General features: G+C 60.7%; 19 protein-coding genes. 5 read left to right on the forward strand and 14 right to left on the reverse strand.

The window, feature by feature from the left end:
* Positions 1–18: 18 nt before the first annotated feature.
* Both FHT97_RS13585 and FHT97_RS13590 read left to right on the forward strand, forming a co-directional pair.
* On the forward strand, positions 19–417 hold the full coding sequence (locus tag FHT97_RS13585) for an SRPBCC family protein (protein WP_183862827.1): 399 nt from the start codon (positions 19–21) through the stop codon (positions 415–417).
* 9 nt (positions 418–426) lie between these two features.
* Positions 427–780 carry a VOC family protein gene (locus FHT97_RS13590; protein WP_183862829.1) on the forward strand — a complete coding sequence of 118 codons (354 nt, stop codon included), beginning with the start codon at positions 427–429 and terminating at the stop codon, positions 778–780.
* On the opposite strand, the gene FHT97_RS13595 is transcribed toward FHT97_RS13590, so the two are convergent.
* From FHT97_RS13595 to FHT97_RS13655, 13 genes are all read right to left on the reverse strand, one after another.
* A complete protein-coding gene (locus FHT97_RS13595) occupies positions 781–1,500 on the reverse strand; it encodes a PAS domain-containing protein (RefSeq protein WP_183862831.1) in 720 nt (239 codons plus the stop codon).
* Positions 1,501–1,685: 185 nt separating this feature from the next.
* On the reverse strand, positions 1,686–2,621 hold the full coding sequence (locus FHT97_RS13600; RefSeq protein WP_183862833.1) for a lipid A biosynthesis lauroyl acyltransferase: 936 nt from the start codon (positions 2,619–2,621) through the stop codon (positions 1,686–1,688).
* A gap of 4 nt (positions 2,622–2,625) precedes the next feature.
* Positions 2,626–3,654: a zinc-binding dehydrogenase gene (locus FHT97_RS13605; protein ID WP_183756313.1), complete on the reverse strand. Its 1,029-nt coding sequence runs from the start codon at positions 3,652–3,654 to the stop codon at positions 2,626–2,628.
* A gap of 54 nt (positions 3,655–3,708) precedes the next feature.
* Positions 3,709–4,995, reverse strand: coding sequence for a beta-ketoacyl-ACP synthase (locus FHT97_RS13610; protein ID WP_114712928.1), 1,287 nt, complete (start codon positions 4,993–4,995; stop codon positions 3,709–3,711).
* Positions 4,996–5,006: 11 nt separating this feature from the next.
* Positions 5,007–6,203 carry a beta-ketoacyl-ACP synthase gene (locus FHT97_RS13615; protein WP_183862835.1) on the reverse strand — a complete coding sequence of 399 codons (1,197 nt, stop codon included), beginning with the start codon at positions 6,201–6,203 and terminating at the stop codon, positions 5,007–5,009.
* A complete protein-coding gene (locus FHT97_RS13620; RefSeq protein WP_183756311.1) occupies positions 6,200–6,682 on the reverse strand; it encodes a 3-hydroxyacyl-ACP dehydratase FabZ family protein in 483 nt (160 codons plus the stop codon). Before FHT97_RS13620 ends, FHT97_RS13615 begins: the two co-directional genes overlap by 4 nt.
* 116 nt (positions 6,683–6,798) lie before the next feature.
* Positions 6,799–7,077, reverse strand: coding sequence for an acyl carrier protein (locus FHT97_RS13625; protein ID WP_007533215.1), 279 nt, complete (start codon positions 7,075–7,077; stop codon positions 6,799–6,801).
* A gap of 171 nt (positions 7,078–7,248) precedes the next feature.
* Positions 7,249–8,229 carry an adenosylcobinamide-phosphate synthase CbiB gene (cbiB, locus tag FHT97_RS13630; RefSeq protein ID WP_183862837.1) on the reverse strand — a complete coding sequence of 327 codons (981 nt, stop codon included), beginning with the start codon at positions 8,227–8,229 and terminating at the stop codon, positions 7,249–7,251.
* A complete protein-coding gene (cobD, locus tag FHT97_RS13635) occupies positions 8,226–9,227 on the reverse strand; it encodes a threonine-phosphate decarboxylase CobD (RefSeq protein ID WP_183862839.1) in 1,002 nt (333 codons plus the stop codon). The genes cbiB and cobD overlap by 4 nt, the downstream gene beginning before the upstream one ends.
* The gene (locus FHT97_RS13640; RefSeq protein WP_183862841.1) at positions 9,224–10,531 is read right to left on the reverse strand and encodes a cobyrinate a,c-diamide synthase; all 1,308 of its coding nucleotides are present in this window, start codon (positions 10,529–10,531) and stop codon (positions 9,224–9,226) included. The genes cobD and FHT97_RS13640 overlap by 4 nt, the downstream gene beginning before the upstream one ends.
* On the reverse strand, positions 10,528–11,370 hold the full coding sequence (cobA, locus tag FHT97_RS13645) for a uroporphyrinogen-III C-methyltransferase (protein ID WP_183863028.1): 843 nt from the start codon (positions 11,368–11,370) through the stop codon (positions 10,528–10,530). Before cobA ends, FHT97_RS13640 begins: the two co-directional genes overlap by 4 nt.
* A gap of 149 nt (positions 11,371–11,519) precedes the next feature.
* Positions 11,520–12,470: a nucleoside hydrolase gene (locus FHT97_RS13650; protein WP_183862843.1), complete on the reverse strand. Its 951-nt coding sequence runs from the start codon at positions 12,468–12,470 to the stop codon at positions 11,520–11,522.
* A gap of 74 nt (positions 12,471–12,544) precedes the next feature.
* Complete coding sequence (locus tag FHT97_RS13655) at positions 12,545–12,964, reverse strand: cobalamin biosynthesis protein (RefSeq protein ID WP_183863030.1); 420 nt, start codon at positions 12,962–12,964, stop codon at positions 12,545–12,547.
* 97 nt (positions 12,965–13,061) lie between these two features.
* On the opposite strand from FHT97_RS13655, the gene FHT97_RS13660 reads away from it, so the two are divergent.
* From FHT97_RS13660 to FHT97_RS13670, 3 genes are all read left to right on the forward strand, one after another.
* Positions 13,062–13,847 (forward strand): TSUP family transporter, encoded by a 786-nt coding sequence (locus FHT97_RS13660; protein WP_183862845.1) that lies wholly within the window; start codon positions 13,062–13,064, stop codon positions 13,845–13,847.
* A gap of 98 nt (positions 13,848–13,945) precedes the next feature.
* Positions 13,946–14,311 carry a nuclear transport factor 2 family protein gene (locus FHT97_RS13665; RefSeq protein ID WP_183862848.1) on the forward strand — a complete coding sequence of 122 codons (366 nt, stop codon included), beginning with the start codon at positions 13,946–13,948 and terminating at the stop codon, positions 14,309–14,311.
* A 2-nt stretch (positions 14,312–14,313) separates the two neighbouring features.
* Positions 14,314–15,129: a helix-turn-helix transcriptional regulator gene (locus tag FHT97_RS13670; RefSeq protein ID WP_183863032.1), complete on the forward strand. Its 816-nt coding sequence runs from the start codon at positions 14,314–14,316 to the stop codon at positions 15,127–15,129.
* Here FHT97_RS13670 and cobO read toward each other — a convergent pair whose 3' ends face one another.
* Positions 15,130–15,762, reverse strand: a complete 633-nt coding sequence (cobO, locus tag FHT97_RS13675) for a cob(I)yrinic acid a,c-diamide adenosyltransferase (protein WP_113363901.1) — start codon at positions 15,760–15,762, stop codon at positions 15,130–15,132. It lies immediately after the preceding gene.
* Between the last annotated feature and the right edge of the window lies 1 nt (position 15,763).

Consider the following 15,763-nt stretch of genomic DNA (forward strand, 5'->3'; position numbering starts at 1 on the left):
ACCACGCAGGAAAGCGCCATGTCTACGATGACCGCAAAGATCGTCCACCGCTCCATCGACCGGAACTGGCGTGATGTCTATGCCTTCGCCGCGGCCCCTGAAAACATGCCGCTGTGGGCGTCGGGCTTGGCGTCCGGGCTCGAACTCAGTGGAGATGACTGGATTGCGACCGGCACACTCGGTGCAGTCAACGTCAGTTTCGTCCCGCACAACGAGTTCGGCGTCATCGATCATACCGTGACGATCGAGAGCGGCTTGCGGGTCTACAACGCGCTCCGCATCGTGCCGAATGGCGACGGCTGCGAGATCATGTTCACGTTGTTACGCATCCCTGGCATGACCGATGAGCAGTTCGAGGCCGATGCCGCCCATATCGCGAAAGATCTGGCGGCACTGAAGGCATTGATGGAAGCATAGGGGGAAATCATGGCCACACCAACGGACAACCGACGCATCGATTACGTCGAATTCAATGTCAACAACATCGAGGCTTCGAAAGCGTTCTACGGCAAGGCTTTCGGCTGGTCCTTTACCGACTACGGCTCGGAATACTGCGAATTCGATGATGGACGGCTCAAAGGCGGCTTTACGACATTGGGCACTCCGCGGCCCGGTGGAGCTCTCATCGTCCTCTATGCTGACGATCTTGAAGCCGCCCTTTCAAGTGTGGAAAGCGCCGGCGGAACCATAGTGAAGCCGATCACCGGATTCCCCGGCGGACGCCGGTTTCACTTCAGTGATCCGGATGGGTATGAACTCGCCGTCTGGACGAAGAGCTGATCACGCCGCGACGGTGGACGCTGTCGCTCCAGCGTGCTGTAGAACGATCAGAGCTCCAATGACGCTTCCCGACGAATCGCGAAGCGGTGACATACGGCAACGAACAGTCCTCATGGTGGCGCCGTCGCGACGCTCGTACGCATAATCGCTGCCACGTCCGGCGAAACATTCGTCGAGCTTCGCCTTCGGCCCCTCGTAGAAGCGCTTTTCGCCGATGAACTCGATCAGATGACGCCCAATCATGTCGATCGGCTTCCGGCCGAGATATGCCGAGTTCACGGTGTTGGAATAGAGGTAGCGATAGTCTCGCGTCAGCACGGCGACGCGGTCCGGCATTGCATCGAGGATTGCAGCGTTCAAGAAGTTGCCGTTGTCGACATTCGGCGTAAATGCGAAGGGATCGGCGACAGGCAGCCGTTCCACCGGAGGCATCCGCCACCGCGGCGTCGCACTACCGAAATACTTGTCCATCAAGGACGAGAGCAATCCGACATAGCCGCGCACGGACTCGCTGTCTTCGGCATACTGCTCGATAAGGCAGCCAACAAATTCGAGCTGCATGTGAACTTCGAGAACTGTAGTTGCGGGATGCGCAAGGATCGCATCGACAAGTGGCTCGACCGAGCAATCGAGTACGCTTACGCGCAGATCATCCCCCGCAGCGATGGCCGCGTCGATTTGCGCACAACACAACGAAAACGCCCGAAAAAGTCCCAGCAAGACGCCTCCAAATACATCCTCTAAAAGAATGCCACCGAGATCGGCCGAGCTTTGCATCACGCAAGTTGAAGCCGCCGGTGTCCGGCCACTCGCCTTGATGGAAATTGGTAACATGACGCTCGTTCACATTCAATGAACGCATATCACTGTTTTTCAATGACAAGATGTAGGGATCGCCAGAGCGTTTACTTCAGGACGTCGTGCTTTATCTTCCAGCGGTCGTGATACCAAAGCCATTGCTCAGGATATTCTCGAACCCAGCTTTCCACCTTGTCGTTCAGGAGCTGCGCAGTCGCGACCATGTCGAGATTGCCGTTGGCATCCCGCGGCATCTCAAGCTTCGGCTCTATCTCCAGCCGATAGCGATTTCCCGGAAGCCGAATGCAGCGTGCCGGATAAACGTCGCAGTTGAACTGCCGGACCAGCTTTCCAAGCAGCGGATTGGTCTTTACGTCGAGGCCGAAGAACTTTGTATTCAGTCCCTTGCCGAACTTCTGGTCAACCAGCACGCCGACGCCCTGCCCCGCTTCAAGCTGCCGGGCCAGCGCAAACGACGAACCAGCGTGAGATGGGACCAGCTTGCCCATGCGGGCGCTGCGAAAGTCGAAGACTTTCTGCGCGACATAGGGATTGTTCGGTGGCCGGAAAAGGACGGACACATAGAGACCGAACGCCGCACCGGCCACCGGCAAGAGTTCGAAATTGCCGGTATGCCCCGTGAATACGATAAAGGGACGCGGATTTTCGAGTAGGTCGATGAAGATCGGTATCCCCGAGACTTCAACCCGGCCTGGCTCTTCGCGTTGATACTCGAAATCAAACAGTCGGTCGAGGAACACGTACTCTGCAGCAAGCCGCCCCATGTTGCCCCAGCTCGCTAAGGCAATCTCCTCAATCTCAGCATCGCCCTTTTCGGGAAAGGCATTGCGGAGATTGGTCAGCATCAGCCGGTGACGTTTCGTGCGCGGACCGAGCTTGCGGGTCAGCCAATCCGCGAAGTTGATCGCACCGTCAGCCGGGAACAGCTTCAGGAAGTTCAGGAAACCGAACATCGCCTGGGCGATCAACCACTGGCGAAAGTGGATGAGAGCCAGCACGATCTTAGTGATGAAGAGCTTCAAGGGCTCAATCCATCTTGAGGATGATCTTGCCGAAGATCTGACGCGATTCCATGCGCTCCAATGCCCGATCGATGTCATCGAATCGGACTTCAGTATCGATGACAGGATGCACCAGTCCGCGCCCCATTTTTTGCATGGCGTTCGCCATGTTCTCCATGCGGCAACCGAACGAGCCGAGCAGCTTCAGCTGCTGCTGGAAGAGCATCATCAGGTTCATGTCGGTGGAAACGCCGGACGTCGAGCCGCAGGTCACGAGGCGGCCGCCGCGCTTCATCGACAGCATTGAGCCTGCCCAGGTGTCCTTGCCGACGTGCTCGAAAACGACGTCGACGCCCTTCTTCTTGGTCAGCTTGCGAACGACGCCTTCGAAGCGGTCCGTGCGGTAGTTGATGACGTGATCCGCGCCGAGTGCCTTGGCCTTCTCGATCTTGTCGTCGGAGCCGACAGTCGTGATGACAGTGCAGCCGATCTTCTTGGCGAGCTGAATCGCCGCCGTGCCAATGCCGGAACCACCCGCATGAACTAGGATGGTTTCGCCCGGCTCCAGCTTGGCGTTGTCGAACAGCATGTGCTCAACCGTTCCGAAGGTTACCGGAGCGAGTGCGGCGCCAATCGCGTCAACGCCCGGAGGAGCAGGAACCAGCAGGCGCGCCGGCAGGTTCACCTTTTCCTGGGCGAATCCGTCAAGGTGGAAGCCGTGAACGCCGGAGACATGCTCACAGAGATTGTCGCGTCCCTCGCTGCACGGACGGCAGAGACCGCAGGTGCGGGCGCCATAGATCGATACAAGCTGGCCTGGCAGGACGTTGGCAACGCCAGGCCCGATCGTTTCCACAACGCCTGCAGCTTCCGCGCCGATCACCAGCGGCATCTTGCGCTTAGCAAACGCCATGCCGCGCCAGCCCCAGACATCGATGTGATTGAGGGCAACGGCCTTGACACGCAGCGTAACCTCGCCCGGGCCGGGCGCATCCGGTTCCGGAAGGTCGGTGATCTCAAGCTTGCGATCGTCAATCAGTTGCAAAGCGCGCATGGCAAAGTCCTTCGCCGCGAAGGCGTTCTATCTCGATGTTTTGTCGGGAACCGATTAAGCCGGTTCGAGCGCCATGACAAGGCTGGCATTCTGCCCGCCGAAGCCGAAGGAGTTGGAAAGCACGGCGTTGACCTGGCTTTCCCGCTTCTTGTTTGGCACCACGTCGATAACGATCGATGGATCGGGGTTTGTGTAGTTGATCGTCGGCGGTAGCGTGCCGGTCAGCATCGTCTGGAGCGAGAACACCGCTTCCACCGCGCCTGCAGCCGTCAGAGTGTGGCCGATCATCGACTTGTTCGACGACAACGGAATGGACGCCATCCGCTCGCCGAACACAGCCAGCATGGAGGCATATTCCATCTTGTCGTTCTCTGGTGTCGAAGTGCCGTGGGCGTTGATGTAGCCGATGTCGCCCTCACCCATGCCAGCGTCGGCCAGCGCCGCGCGGATCGTCGCGATCGCGGGTCCGCCATCAGGCGATGAACGTGTACGATGGAAGGAGTCGGCCTTTTCGCCGGCCCCCTTCATGATGCCGAGAATCTTGGCGCCACGCGCTACCGCCGCCTCCAGCGACTCCAGCACCAGCGTAGCAGCACCTTCGGCGATGACGAAGCCGTCGCGATCCTTGCTGAAGGGCTTGGAAGCCTTGGTCGGCGGATCGTTCTGGGTGGAGAGCGCCGAAAGCAGCGAGAAGCGGATCAGTGCCTCTGCGCTTACAGAACCATCGGTCGCGACCGCAAGCGCCCGCGACGTGCGCCCTTGGCGGATCGCTTCTATTCCGAGCTGGATGGCAGTCGCGCCAGACGCGCAGGCCGTCGACAGTGTGACCGGCAGGCCGCGTGTGCCGAAGCGGTCGGCCAGGCGCTCGGAAATCGCTCCGAACAACGATGCCTCGTGGAAAGCCGCATCCGGACGCTGGCGCATGGCAGCCAGGAACCGGTCGTAGGCATCCCCGGCATGATCGGCCGGCGGCGAACGGTCGGCGAGATCGAAGCGTGCGCTCCATTCCGGTTCGATCGGCGGCGCCGCGAGAAATAGCGGACCGTCGAAATCGCCACTGATGCCAGCATCGGCCAGCGCTTCGATCGTCGTTTCACGCGCGAATGCGTAAGACCGCTCCACGGCATTGGCGACCGGAATGTCGATAAAGTCGACGGTGCCGGCGATGCGGGTCGACAGTCCCTCGGTCGGAAAGCGCTCGATGGCGTGAATGCCGGAGGTACCGGCGGTGAGTGCCGCCCAGTTGTCCTTCAGGCCCTGCCCCAGCGAAGTAATGATACCGACACCCGTCACTGCGACGATCGGACGGCCGAGGTGATCCTTGTAAGCCGAATCTTTCATTTGCACACTCCTCACGCTTCCGCGGAAAGAACCGCGACGCCTTCGCCGCGTTGGTGACCGACGGTGGTAACGATCGCTGCCTTGGTCGCGGCTGCCATCGGCTTCTCGTGGCTCGGATCAAAGACCGGAACCTTCGCCTTGCTATCGACGGCCAATGCTCCCAGCGCCAAGCCAAGCGTGAAATGCGCCTCAAGGCCGTGGCCAGTGATACCGCCGAAACCGCGGACAGCGGCACCCGGCAGATGACGCTCGAGGACGGATCGCTCGCGGGTGGCCAGATCGGGAATACCGGTCGAGCCTGAGAAGATCGCTGTGCTTTCCGGCGACAGGCCGGACGCGTTTTCAAGCAAGCGCTCGAGGCGTTTCTCGAGGTTACCGGCATTGCGGTTGCCGCGGTCGCCTTCGATCGACGTGATCGACGCGTAGATGCGCGCGCCGCGTGCTTCGGCATGCGCGCGCGACTCAAGCACCAGAAACGCACCCAGCGAACCGGAAATGACGCCGCCATGATCGCGAGACCAGAGTGGCTGCCATTCGTCGCGGCAGTAGACGTTGATGGCTTCGAACAGGAGCACCATATCCAGGCGCTCGGCTGAATAGGCGCCGCCCACCAGCGCGTGGGTCGATTCACCCGACCTGATGCGATGGAAGGCTGTCTCGACGGCGGAAATGCCGGCGGACTCCTCGCCCATGAAGGTTCTCGAGGAACCGGTGACCTTGTGGACGATGGAAATGTTGCCTGCGAGCAGGTTCGAAAGCTGGGCCAGAAACAGGGTCGGCCGCAGTTCCGTCGTCAACTTCTCGTTCAGGAGAGCTTCGCGGTCATTACGCTTCAGGCCCTCGTCTACGATCAACGTATCGACATTGATGTCGCGCTCGCCACCACCGGCAGCGACGATCATGTCCATGGTGCCGCAGGCGTCCGCATTATCCTTGAAGCCGGCATCATCCAGCGCGAGGCCGGCTGCAAAAACACCGATCCGCTGCCAGTTTTCCATCTGCCGCTGATCGCCACGCTTGGCGATCTGTTGCGACCAGTCGATCTCCGGCAAAGGATGGACCGGGTAAGGCCTGAATTTATCAAGCTCGACAATCGTCTGCGGCGCGCCTTCGGCGTTGAGCAACGCAACATGCGGCTCCTTGCCGACGCCCTGGCAGGTGACAATGCCGACGCCTGTAATCACGACATCATTCTGAGCCTTACTCATCCATTCACTCCCTGCGCAGCGATCGCATCCATCAGGCCGACTTCACCGGCACGCTTCTTGACGATATCTCCCAGCGGAACCTCGCTGAAAGGCATGGTCCGCAACTTCAATTGCGCATCGCAAACCTTTTTGCCGGCGCTTGTGATCTTCGCCTTGGTTACGGCAAATCCCGAGCCGTCGTGCTCCAAAAGCGCCTCGATATCAAGCACAGCTTCCGGCTCCACGAAGGTACGCATCTTGGCGCCGTCGACGGACATCAGGAAAGGCATGGCAGCAAAATCAGTGGCTGCGAGCACGAGCATGCCCGATGCTTGCGCCATCGTTTCGATCAGCAGCACGCCGGGAACCAGGGGCATACCGGGAAAATGACCTTCGAAGACCGGGCTCTTCGCCGGCACGACGGAGCGCGCCCTCAGCGTCCCCTTCTGAAGGTCGACCGCCTCGATGCGGTCAATCATCTGGAAGTATTCCAGTAGCATCGAATCCTCCGGCCACAAGGACACCTTGCCCCGCGGCTAGGCCTACTTAGGAACAAAACCGCCCGGCCGCCATGGTTAACAGCGGCAGGGCGGGAGAAAAAGATGACGGTGCCGAATCAGGCCTTGGCGGCGCGCAGCTCGTCGATCTTGGCACAGAGGTTCTTCAGCACGAAATATTCTTCCGTGGAAACCTTGCCTTCGTTGACTTCCTGCGTCCACTTCTCGAGCGGGATCTTGATGCCGAATTCCTTGTCGATGGCGAAGACGATATCGAGGAAGTCGAGGCTGTCGATACCGAGGTCGTCGATCGTATGGCTCTCCGGCTTGATCGTATCGCGATCGATCTCGCTGGTTTCTGCAATGATGTCGGCAACTTTATCGAATGTAGCGGTCACGCCTTTACCTCTTGAAATGACGATTTAACCCTCCTCATAGGCAAATCCATTTCAAAAAGCCAATGCTTTCCGCCGTCCCGGCACGCAATTTGCAGGACCAGTGTTGCTTAAACAGCAAAGCATAACGAGCCGCTTGCCACCAAGCGCGTTGGCAACACAGCTTGCCTGCGCCTAGAGCAGCAGGAGGAAAAGAACTAGGGCCGCCCCAGCAAGCATTGAACAGCTGGCATAGAAGACAGAGATGCCATCCTCGATATCGGCGACAGTTGCCGTTTCACGCCCACTGCCGTTGATCATCGGCTCCATGACAACGATGCCGGAGTAAACTCGTGGCCCGGCAAGCTGTACATCCAGCGCGCCGGCCATTGCTGCTTCCGGTCGCCCGGAATTCGGCGAGCGGTGGAGGCCACCGTCGCGCGCAGCAATGCGAAGGGCCTCCTGGCAGGCGGTTCGCCCTCGCCGCAACCAGGCCCCGGCTGCGATAAGGAGAATCGAAAAGCGTGCCGCCGGCCAATTGGCGAAATCGTCCAGACGCGCCGCAGCCCAACCGAAATCGGCGTATCGCTCGGACTTGTGGCCGATCATCGAATCCGCCGTGTTCAGCATCTTGTAGGCAAATAGGCCGGGCAAGCCGAACACGGCATACCACAAAGCAGGCGCAACGACGCCATCCGAGAAATTCTCCGCCAGACTCTCGATCGCGGCGCGGCAGACGGCGGGCTCGTCCAATGTTTCCGGGTCACGCCCGACAATTCGCGAAACCGCCTGCCGGCCACCATCCAGGCCACCGTTTTTCAGACCGGCCGCAACAGCTCCCACGTGGTCGGCAAGGCTTTTTTGCGCCATGAAGACGGCAACGCACATAACCTCCAAAAGTATCCCGGCCACACCGAACAGCGAGAAGACCCAGTGCAACACGGCGCCGGCAACGGCACTCACGCTCAGGAGGCCGACAATCGACCAGACCCCATTACGCCGGCGCACGCGTTTGTGAAGCTCTTCCCGATTGAACATCCGGTCGATGCGCGAGATCGCATTTCCAAACAGCACGACTGGATGCTGCAGCCGCATCCACAGCGCATCCGGATCACCGACGATCCGGTCAAGCAAAAGGGCCAGAACCAGCACGAGGAGATTATGGTCAAGCGTCATGGTCTGAAACTCTGCAGTGCATTGGACAGCCGCTGGTCGCCAGCTACATCGGCGGCAAGACCGAAGCGCAACCATCGCGGCTCATAGTCGAATTTGCGGACCAGAATGTGATTCCGGCAAAGATGCTGGTGCAACTCGCCTGCCTGCTCATCGTCGACAAGCGCAAACAGATCGGTCCCGCCGATGACCTGTAGGCCGCCTTCTTCGAGAGTTCTGCGCAACACGCCGGCCCTTTCCGACAGCCGACGCTGTATTGCGGTGACATCCGATGCAAACAACTCTGTTGCGATCGAAAGCGCGGGCCCCGATACCGCCCAGGGCCCTTGCAGTTCTTCGAGCCGTCGCAGAATTGGCACCACGGCCACGACAAATCCCAGGCGCAATCCCGCCAGCCCGAAAAACTTGCCGAACGAACGACAGATGAGAACATTCGGTAGCTGTGCCACAAAGGGCACCAAGCTCAGCTCGGGGCATGTGTCGCCGAAGGCTTCATCCAGGACGACAAAAGCTCCCCTAGCGTGCACTTCCTTGCTGAATGCGACAAGTTCCTCCGGAGCATAGGCACGACCGGTGGGATTGTTCGGATTGGCGATGACGATAACTGCGTGCTCGGTTTCGACGTCATCCAAGCGGGTGACCAAATCAACGGAGCAGCCCGCCATCCTGAAGGCGCGCTCATATTCACCGTAGGTCGGCCCGAGAATCGCGACCCTCCCGGCAACCTCGAGGAGCCGCGGCAACAGCTGGATCACCGATTGCGTGCCCGGAACGGGGAGCGGCAAAATCTCGCCGCTGCGATAATAGCTCCGCGCCGCAGCGCGCGCCCGATCGACTAGATACCTGTCCGGCAGACGATGCCATGCGCGCATCGGGACATCGGGCAGCGGAACGGGGCACGGGTTAATCCCTGTGGAGAGATCGAGCCACTGCTCCAACTCGCCGCCATACATGACAGCTGCAGCCGTTATCCCGCCCCCGTGAACGATCGGGGTGTTCATCTTGTCCCCTCGGCAACGTCGATGAGATGCATATAGGATCCAGCAATCTGGCCACGCTGGAGGCCTGCTTGCCCGAGGTCGTTGCCCAAGGCATCCGTCACCTGGAAAAGCCGATCGGCCTTGCCTTCGGAAACCACGGCCGAATAGTGAAACTCGTGCGCCGTCATGGCTTTTTCGAAGTAGGGCGAGTTCAACGGCGTCACGCGTCGATAGCCGAGGTGCCGCTTGCGCTCCTCGTAGCTTGTGACGACTGGCAGGAGGCCGAGCATCTCGTGGCGCTTGCCGGCTCCGTCTATCAAGCCTTCGCCGAGAACCATGTATCCGCCGCACTCGCCGTAGATCCGCACGTCCTTAGCCGCGGCATCGAGAAGCCTTGCCCGGAAATTGCGCGCAGCGGCGATCCGCCCGGGATGCAGTTCGGGATAGCCGCCCGGAAGATAGATTGCGTCAGTCGTCGGATCCGGCCCCTCATCGGCAAGCGGTGAGAAGAATGAGATCTCCGCGCCGCGTCGGCGCCAGCCGAGCAACATATGTTCATAAGAGAAGGCAAAGGCGATGTCGCGGGCGACCGCAATCTTACTACCGAGCGGCGGTAGCCGCGCAATGTTCGCGGTGGATGGACGGTTCAGGCCTTGCCGCGCAATGCGCAGCAGAAACTCGAAATTGCATTCTTCCGATACGGCATCCGCCGCATGCTCTATGAAGCTCTCGAGCGTCTGGTGCTCTCCCGCCTGAACAAGCCCGAGATGTCTCTCAGGCAGGGCGATCTCATTGTCCCGGCGGACGACGGCAACGATCGGCATACGGATCGCTTCGAGCGCCCCGCGAAGCATCATCTCGTGACGATCGCCACCAACCTTGTTGAGGATCACGCCTGCGATGCGGACATCGGCGCGGAAACCCGCAAATCCTGTCACCAGCGCCGCCACCGACTGCGACATATGCGAGGCATCGACGACAAGCACGACGGAAAGGCCGAGCATGGCTGCGAGATCGGCCGCGGTCCCCTTGCCGTCGGTCGCACCATCGAAGAGCCCCATCATCGCTTCGATGATGAGAATGCGGTCTCCGGAGCGATGCAGGGTCGCATTGGCGGAGATCAATTCCGGCCGCATCGCCCACGGATCGAAGTTGAGACAGGCAACACCACTTGCCGCAGCGTGAAACGCCGGGTCGATATAATCTGGGCCCGCCTTGCCGGGCGCGATCGCAACACCGCGTTTGCGAAGCGCGCGCAGCAACCCCAGCGTCACCGTCGTCTTCCCCGATCCGGAGGAAGGAGCCGCAATCAACAAACCGCTCATGCCGTCTCCCTGCTGTTCGAGTCCCGAAACGGATCAGGGCGCAACCTGCGTCCTGCGAGTGCACCCAGCCAATCAAGCGACTGCCGCAGCCGCACGACCTCCCCGACAACGACGATCGCCGGTGGCTCAAGGCCGGAGGCAGCAACAGCCGAAGGAGCCTCAGCAAGTATGGTTTCAAGCACCTGCTGGTCACCGGTCGACGCGTTGCAGACGAAAGCGACCGGCTCTGTCGGAGAACGCCCCGCGGCAATCAGGTTCCTGCTGATCTGAGCGATATGCTTCATCGCCATGTACATGACGATCACCGGCGAGCCTTTTCCGATCGCTTCCCAATTGATGGCGTCCGGCACGATCCCCGAGGAGTCGTGCCCTGTCAGGAATGTCACCGCATGGTTGACATCGCGGTGGGTGACCGGAATGCCGGCATAAGCCAGCCCGCCGATCCCGGCGGTGATGCCCGGAACGATGCGAAACGGAATGTTGTGCTCGACCAGCGTCAGCGCTTCCTCGCCGCCACGACCGAAGACAAAGGGATCGCCGCCCTTGAGACGGAGGACGCGCTTACCGGCACGGGCGAGTTCGACAAGCCGAAGCGAAATATCGCGCTGCTTGGCAGACGGCTTGCCACCTCGCTTTCCCGCATATTCCAGCAAGGCGTCTGGCCTAGCGAGCTTGAGGCAGTCGGCGTTCACTAGTGCATCGTGGACCACGACGTCCGCCTCCGCCAAGCCCTTGGCCGCGAGAAGCGTCAGCAGCCCAGGCTCGCCCGGCCCTGCACCAACAAGCCAGACGCTGCCCGGCTCAAGAGCCGGCAGATGTGAAAACGCAGCTTCGATCATTGGCATGATCTATGCCCCACCGCTGGCAAGGTCAACGCCGCTGATCGGGCAGGCGCGAGATGTGAGCGCACACCTGCTCCGACCGTTCCATCGCGGGCAATCTTTATTTGCGATTCGCGCTCGGAAGCCCGCGTGACGAGAGCCAATCCTCAGGTCCGCAGCAGGGTATCGCGTATCAGACCGATGACCTTCTCAGATTCGATGCCGGTGCAGACCACCTGGCTTGGCAGGCCATCCCAATCACCCGGCGGGAAGCGGCGACCGTCCGGCTTCACGATCGTCTGTCCGTCGGCAATCCCGCCGCAGACAACCCGAACGGGACCGCTGACGATCGAGAACAGCTCGGGCGCGACGACGTAGACGCATGCGCAGCTGTCGTGAACCATCATGCCGTCTTCGACCGCATGCTTGTAAAAGTCGATGTAATCCTGCGAGAGGTCGTTCAGCAGCTTGACGGCGCCGTCGCCCTTGGCCGCAATGTCGGCAAGGTAGCCGCGGCTCATCGTCGTGATCGCGGTTACGTCGAGGCCAATGACGGCAACCTTCCAGGGTGCCGTCAGAACGATGTCGGCGGCCTCGGGATCGCCGTGGATGTTGGCTTCGGCGACCGGCGACACATTGCCGGGGACATAGAAGTTGCCGCCCATGATGACGACATCCTTCACGAGGCCGGCGATCTCCGGATCTTCCTTGATCGCCATCGCGAGGTTGGTCATGCGACCGACGGCAACCAGCCTGACCTCGCCGGGATTGGCGCGGACCGTATCAATGATGAAGCGATGAGCAGGCCGTGGGTCGAGCGGCAGATCGACGGTTTCAGGCACCTCGATGTTTCCGAGGCCGTTCTCGCCATGCACGAAGGTCGGCCACGCCCTTTCCTCGCGCGTCGGATCCACGGTCACGCTGGCCCCCTTGGCGACCGGCGCCGGAATGTTCCATTCGCGCTTGAGGAACAGCGCGTTGCGCGTCGTCGTCTCAACCGATGCGTTGCCGAAGACGGTGGTGATTCCGATCAGATCGATCTCGGGATGGCGGTGCAGGAAGAGCAGAGCCATTGCATCATCGACGCCCGGATCCGTGTCATAAATGACCTTGTGCATGAGTGTGCCTCTTTTCGTTATTGTCGCAGGGCAGCCGGACGGCGCCGCGAAGTCGGCGGTCACCATAACGTCCGCTAATCTTTCTGCAACAGGGCGCACGCAATCGCTGCCGTTGCGCGCGGCGACTTGATCTTCGGAACAACAAGCTCCCCGTTCGGTCCGATCGCCGCAAGCGCAGCGGATTCGGCGACCCCGTGGCACCCCACCCTGGCAAAAACAATCGCTGAAGGATTTTTCAGCCTCGGCGTTTCCTCCTCGAGCCGCACCGCAGCGAAGGTCAGAAACGGGACTGCGAGGTCATGGGCTATTTCACGGATCGCGCGCTCGTTGCCACGCGTATCAATGGAGGCAACGGCTGCCAATTCACCCGGGCCGATGCCCGCCGACGCCAGCGCGGCATTGGCAAGCTCAGTCACCTCGTCTACCGGTGTTCCACGCTCGCAGCCGAGACCGAGCACATACCGGCGCGACCCGTCGAATACATTTCCAGTCACGTGCGACAATGAAACCTGCCCCTGTGTCCACCAAGCCATTGCAGCACAGAGCCGGAAATGCAACATGCGCCGCATACCGTAGTCCAGAGTTTCCTCCTTGTCCGATCTTGCCCCTCATCTCGTCTTCATGCTGGCCGCAGCCGGGTTTTTCGCTGGCTTTGTCGATTCCATCGCCGGTGGCGGAGGCTTGATTACCGTCCCGGCGATGTTGATCGCAGGCATCCCACCGCTGCAGACGTTGGGCACCAACAAGGTGCAGTCGGTATTTGGGGCAGCTTCCGCGACGATCGCCTATGCCCGGAAGGGACATGTTCACCTGCGCACGCAGCTGCCGATGGCGCTGATGGCGGTTCTCGGCGGCTCGCTCGGCGCCGCCTTGGCAACAATTGTACCGGGAGATGTCCTTCGAGCGATCATGCCGGTCCTTCTGGTGGCAATCGCGCTCTATTTTGCGTTGAAGCCGAACCTCGGTGATGTCGACAAGCACCGCCGCATCTCGCCCTTTGTGTTCGGTCTGACGCTGGTGCCGGCCATTGGATTCTACGACGGTGTCTTTGGTCCGGGCACCGGATCGTTCTTCATGCTGTCCTTCGTGTCTCTTGCCGGCTTCGGCATGCTAAAGGCAACGGCGCACACCAAACTCCTGAACTTCGGCTCCAATGTCGGCGCCCTCGTTGTCTTTATTTCCTTCGGGGCGATCATCTGGAAGATCGGGCTGATGATGGGCGTCTGCCAGTTCCTGGGCGCGCAGCTAGGCTCGCGGCTCGCGATGCGCACTGGCGCGCGTCTGATCAAGCCTCTGCTGGTTCTTGTCTGCATCGCCTTCACGATCAAGCTTCTCGCCGATCCGGCCAATCCAATCCGCGTTTGGCTTGAAATCTGACGCCGCGTCCGATTACCTCCGGCGTAATTGAAGGGGCGCCGTCGCTTCTCCATGATCGCGATGCCTGGACGAACCGGGCGTCAACAGGAGATGATGCAATGACCGATGCGAACACCCTAGCCCAACGCTACATCGCGATCTGGAACGAGACGGAGGCGGCCCGCCGCAGCGCGTTGATCACGGAAAGCTGGCATGAGGCCGGCACCTACATCGATCCCTTGATGCGCGGCGTAGGCCACGACCAGATCAGCGCGCTTGTTGAAGCCGTGCATGCACGCTTCCCGGGTTTCCGGTTTGAACTTCTCGGTGCGGCCGATGGGTATGGCGACAATCTACGTTTTTCATGGGGCCTCGGACCGACGGGCGCCGAGCACCTCATAAAAGGCACTGATTTTGCAGTGCTCGAAGGTGGGCGGCTGAAGACCGTACACGGCTTCATCGATCAGCTTCCGGAAGCCGCGTGATGATGACACCCGCCCGCTCCCTTGGAGACTATCTCCGCGACTGGCGGCAGAAGCGCCGAATGAGCCAGCTCGACCTCGCGCTCGAGGCCGAAATCTCGCAGAGACATCTGAGCTTCATCGAGAGCGGGCGGTCGATCCCCAGCCGGGACATGCTGCTGCATCTGGCCGAACGGCTCGGCGTGCCGCTGCGCGATCGCAATCCAATGCTGCTTGCCGCCGGTTTTGCGCCGCTGTTTTCCGAGCGCTCGCTCGATGATCCGGCGCTCAAACCGGCGCGGCAGGCAGTCGACATGCTCCTCAAGGCACACGAGCCCTATCCCGCCCTTGCGATCGACCGCCACTGGACGTTGATTGCCGCCAATGACGCCATCGCCCCGCTTCTTGCCGGCATCGCAAATCGTACTTTGCTGGACGGCCCCATCAACGTCCTCCGTCTCAGCTTGCATCCCGACGGCTTGGCCCCGAAGATCGCCAACCTGCTGGAATGGCGGGCCCATCTCCTCGAGCGCCTGCACCAGCAGATTTCGGTTACAGGTGATCCAATCCTCGGCGAATTGCTGAAGGAATTATCCGCTTACCCGGTCTGCTGCGGCCGCGCGGAGATGAGCAGGAACGCCGACTATGCCGGTATCGCCGTCCCGCTCGAACTGGAAACAGAAGCAGGTTTGCTCTCGCTCCTGTCGACAACCACCGTTTTCGGCACGCCCGTGGACGTGACGCTCTCCGAACTTGCGATCGAATCCTTCTTCCCCGCCAACGAGCAGACGGCGACGATACTCATGCAAATTGCAAAGAGCGCAAGCTCCCAGGCGCTTTGATCAGAACTCGACGCCCGGTTGCCCCTTGATACCCGAGCGGAACGGATGCTTGATCAGCTCCATCTCGGTCACGAGATCAGCGATCTCGATCAGTTCGTCCTTGGCGTTGCGGCCGGTCAGGACGACATGAGTCATATACGGCTTCTCGTTCTTCAGGAATTCCACCACCTCATTGATGTCGAGGTAATCATATCGAAGTGCGATGTTGATCTCGTCGAGCAGCACCATGGAATTGCGCTCGTCGCGGATCAACTCTTTCGCCTTCTCCCAGGCGGCACCGGCCGCTGCCACATCGCGGGCGCGATCCTGCGTCTCCCAAGTGAAGCCCTCGCCCATGGTGTGGAACTGGCAGATGTCGGAGAAGTGCTTTTCGATCAGGTCGCGCTCGCCAGTCCACATCGCACCCTTGATGAACTGCACGACGGCCGAAGGCTTGCCATGCGCGATGTGCCGGAAGATCATCCCGAAGGCGGACGAAGACTTGCCCTTGCCCTTGCCGGTATGGACAATGATAAGGCCCTTCTCATCGGTCTTTGAGGCCATGATCTTGTCGCGGGCAGCCTTCTTCTTCGCCATCTTCTCGGCGTGGCGGGCGTCGTCGTGGCCAGCGGCTTCGGTGGTTTCGTCGGTCATC

The organism is Rhizobium sp. BK399 (assembly GCF_014194695.1).
Taxonomy (GTDB): domain Bacteria; phylum Pseudomonadota; class Alphaproteobacteria; order Rhizobiales; family Rhizobiaceae; genus Rhizobium.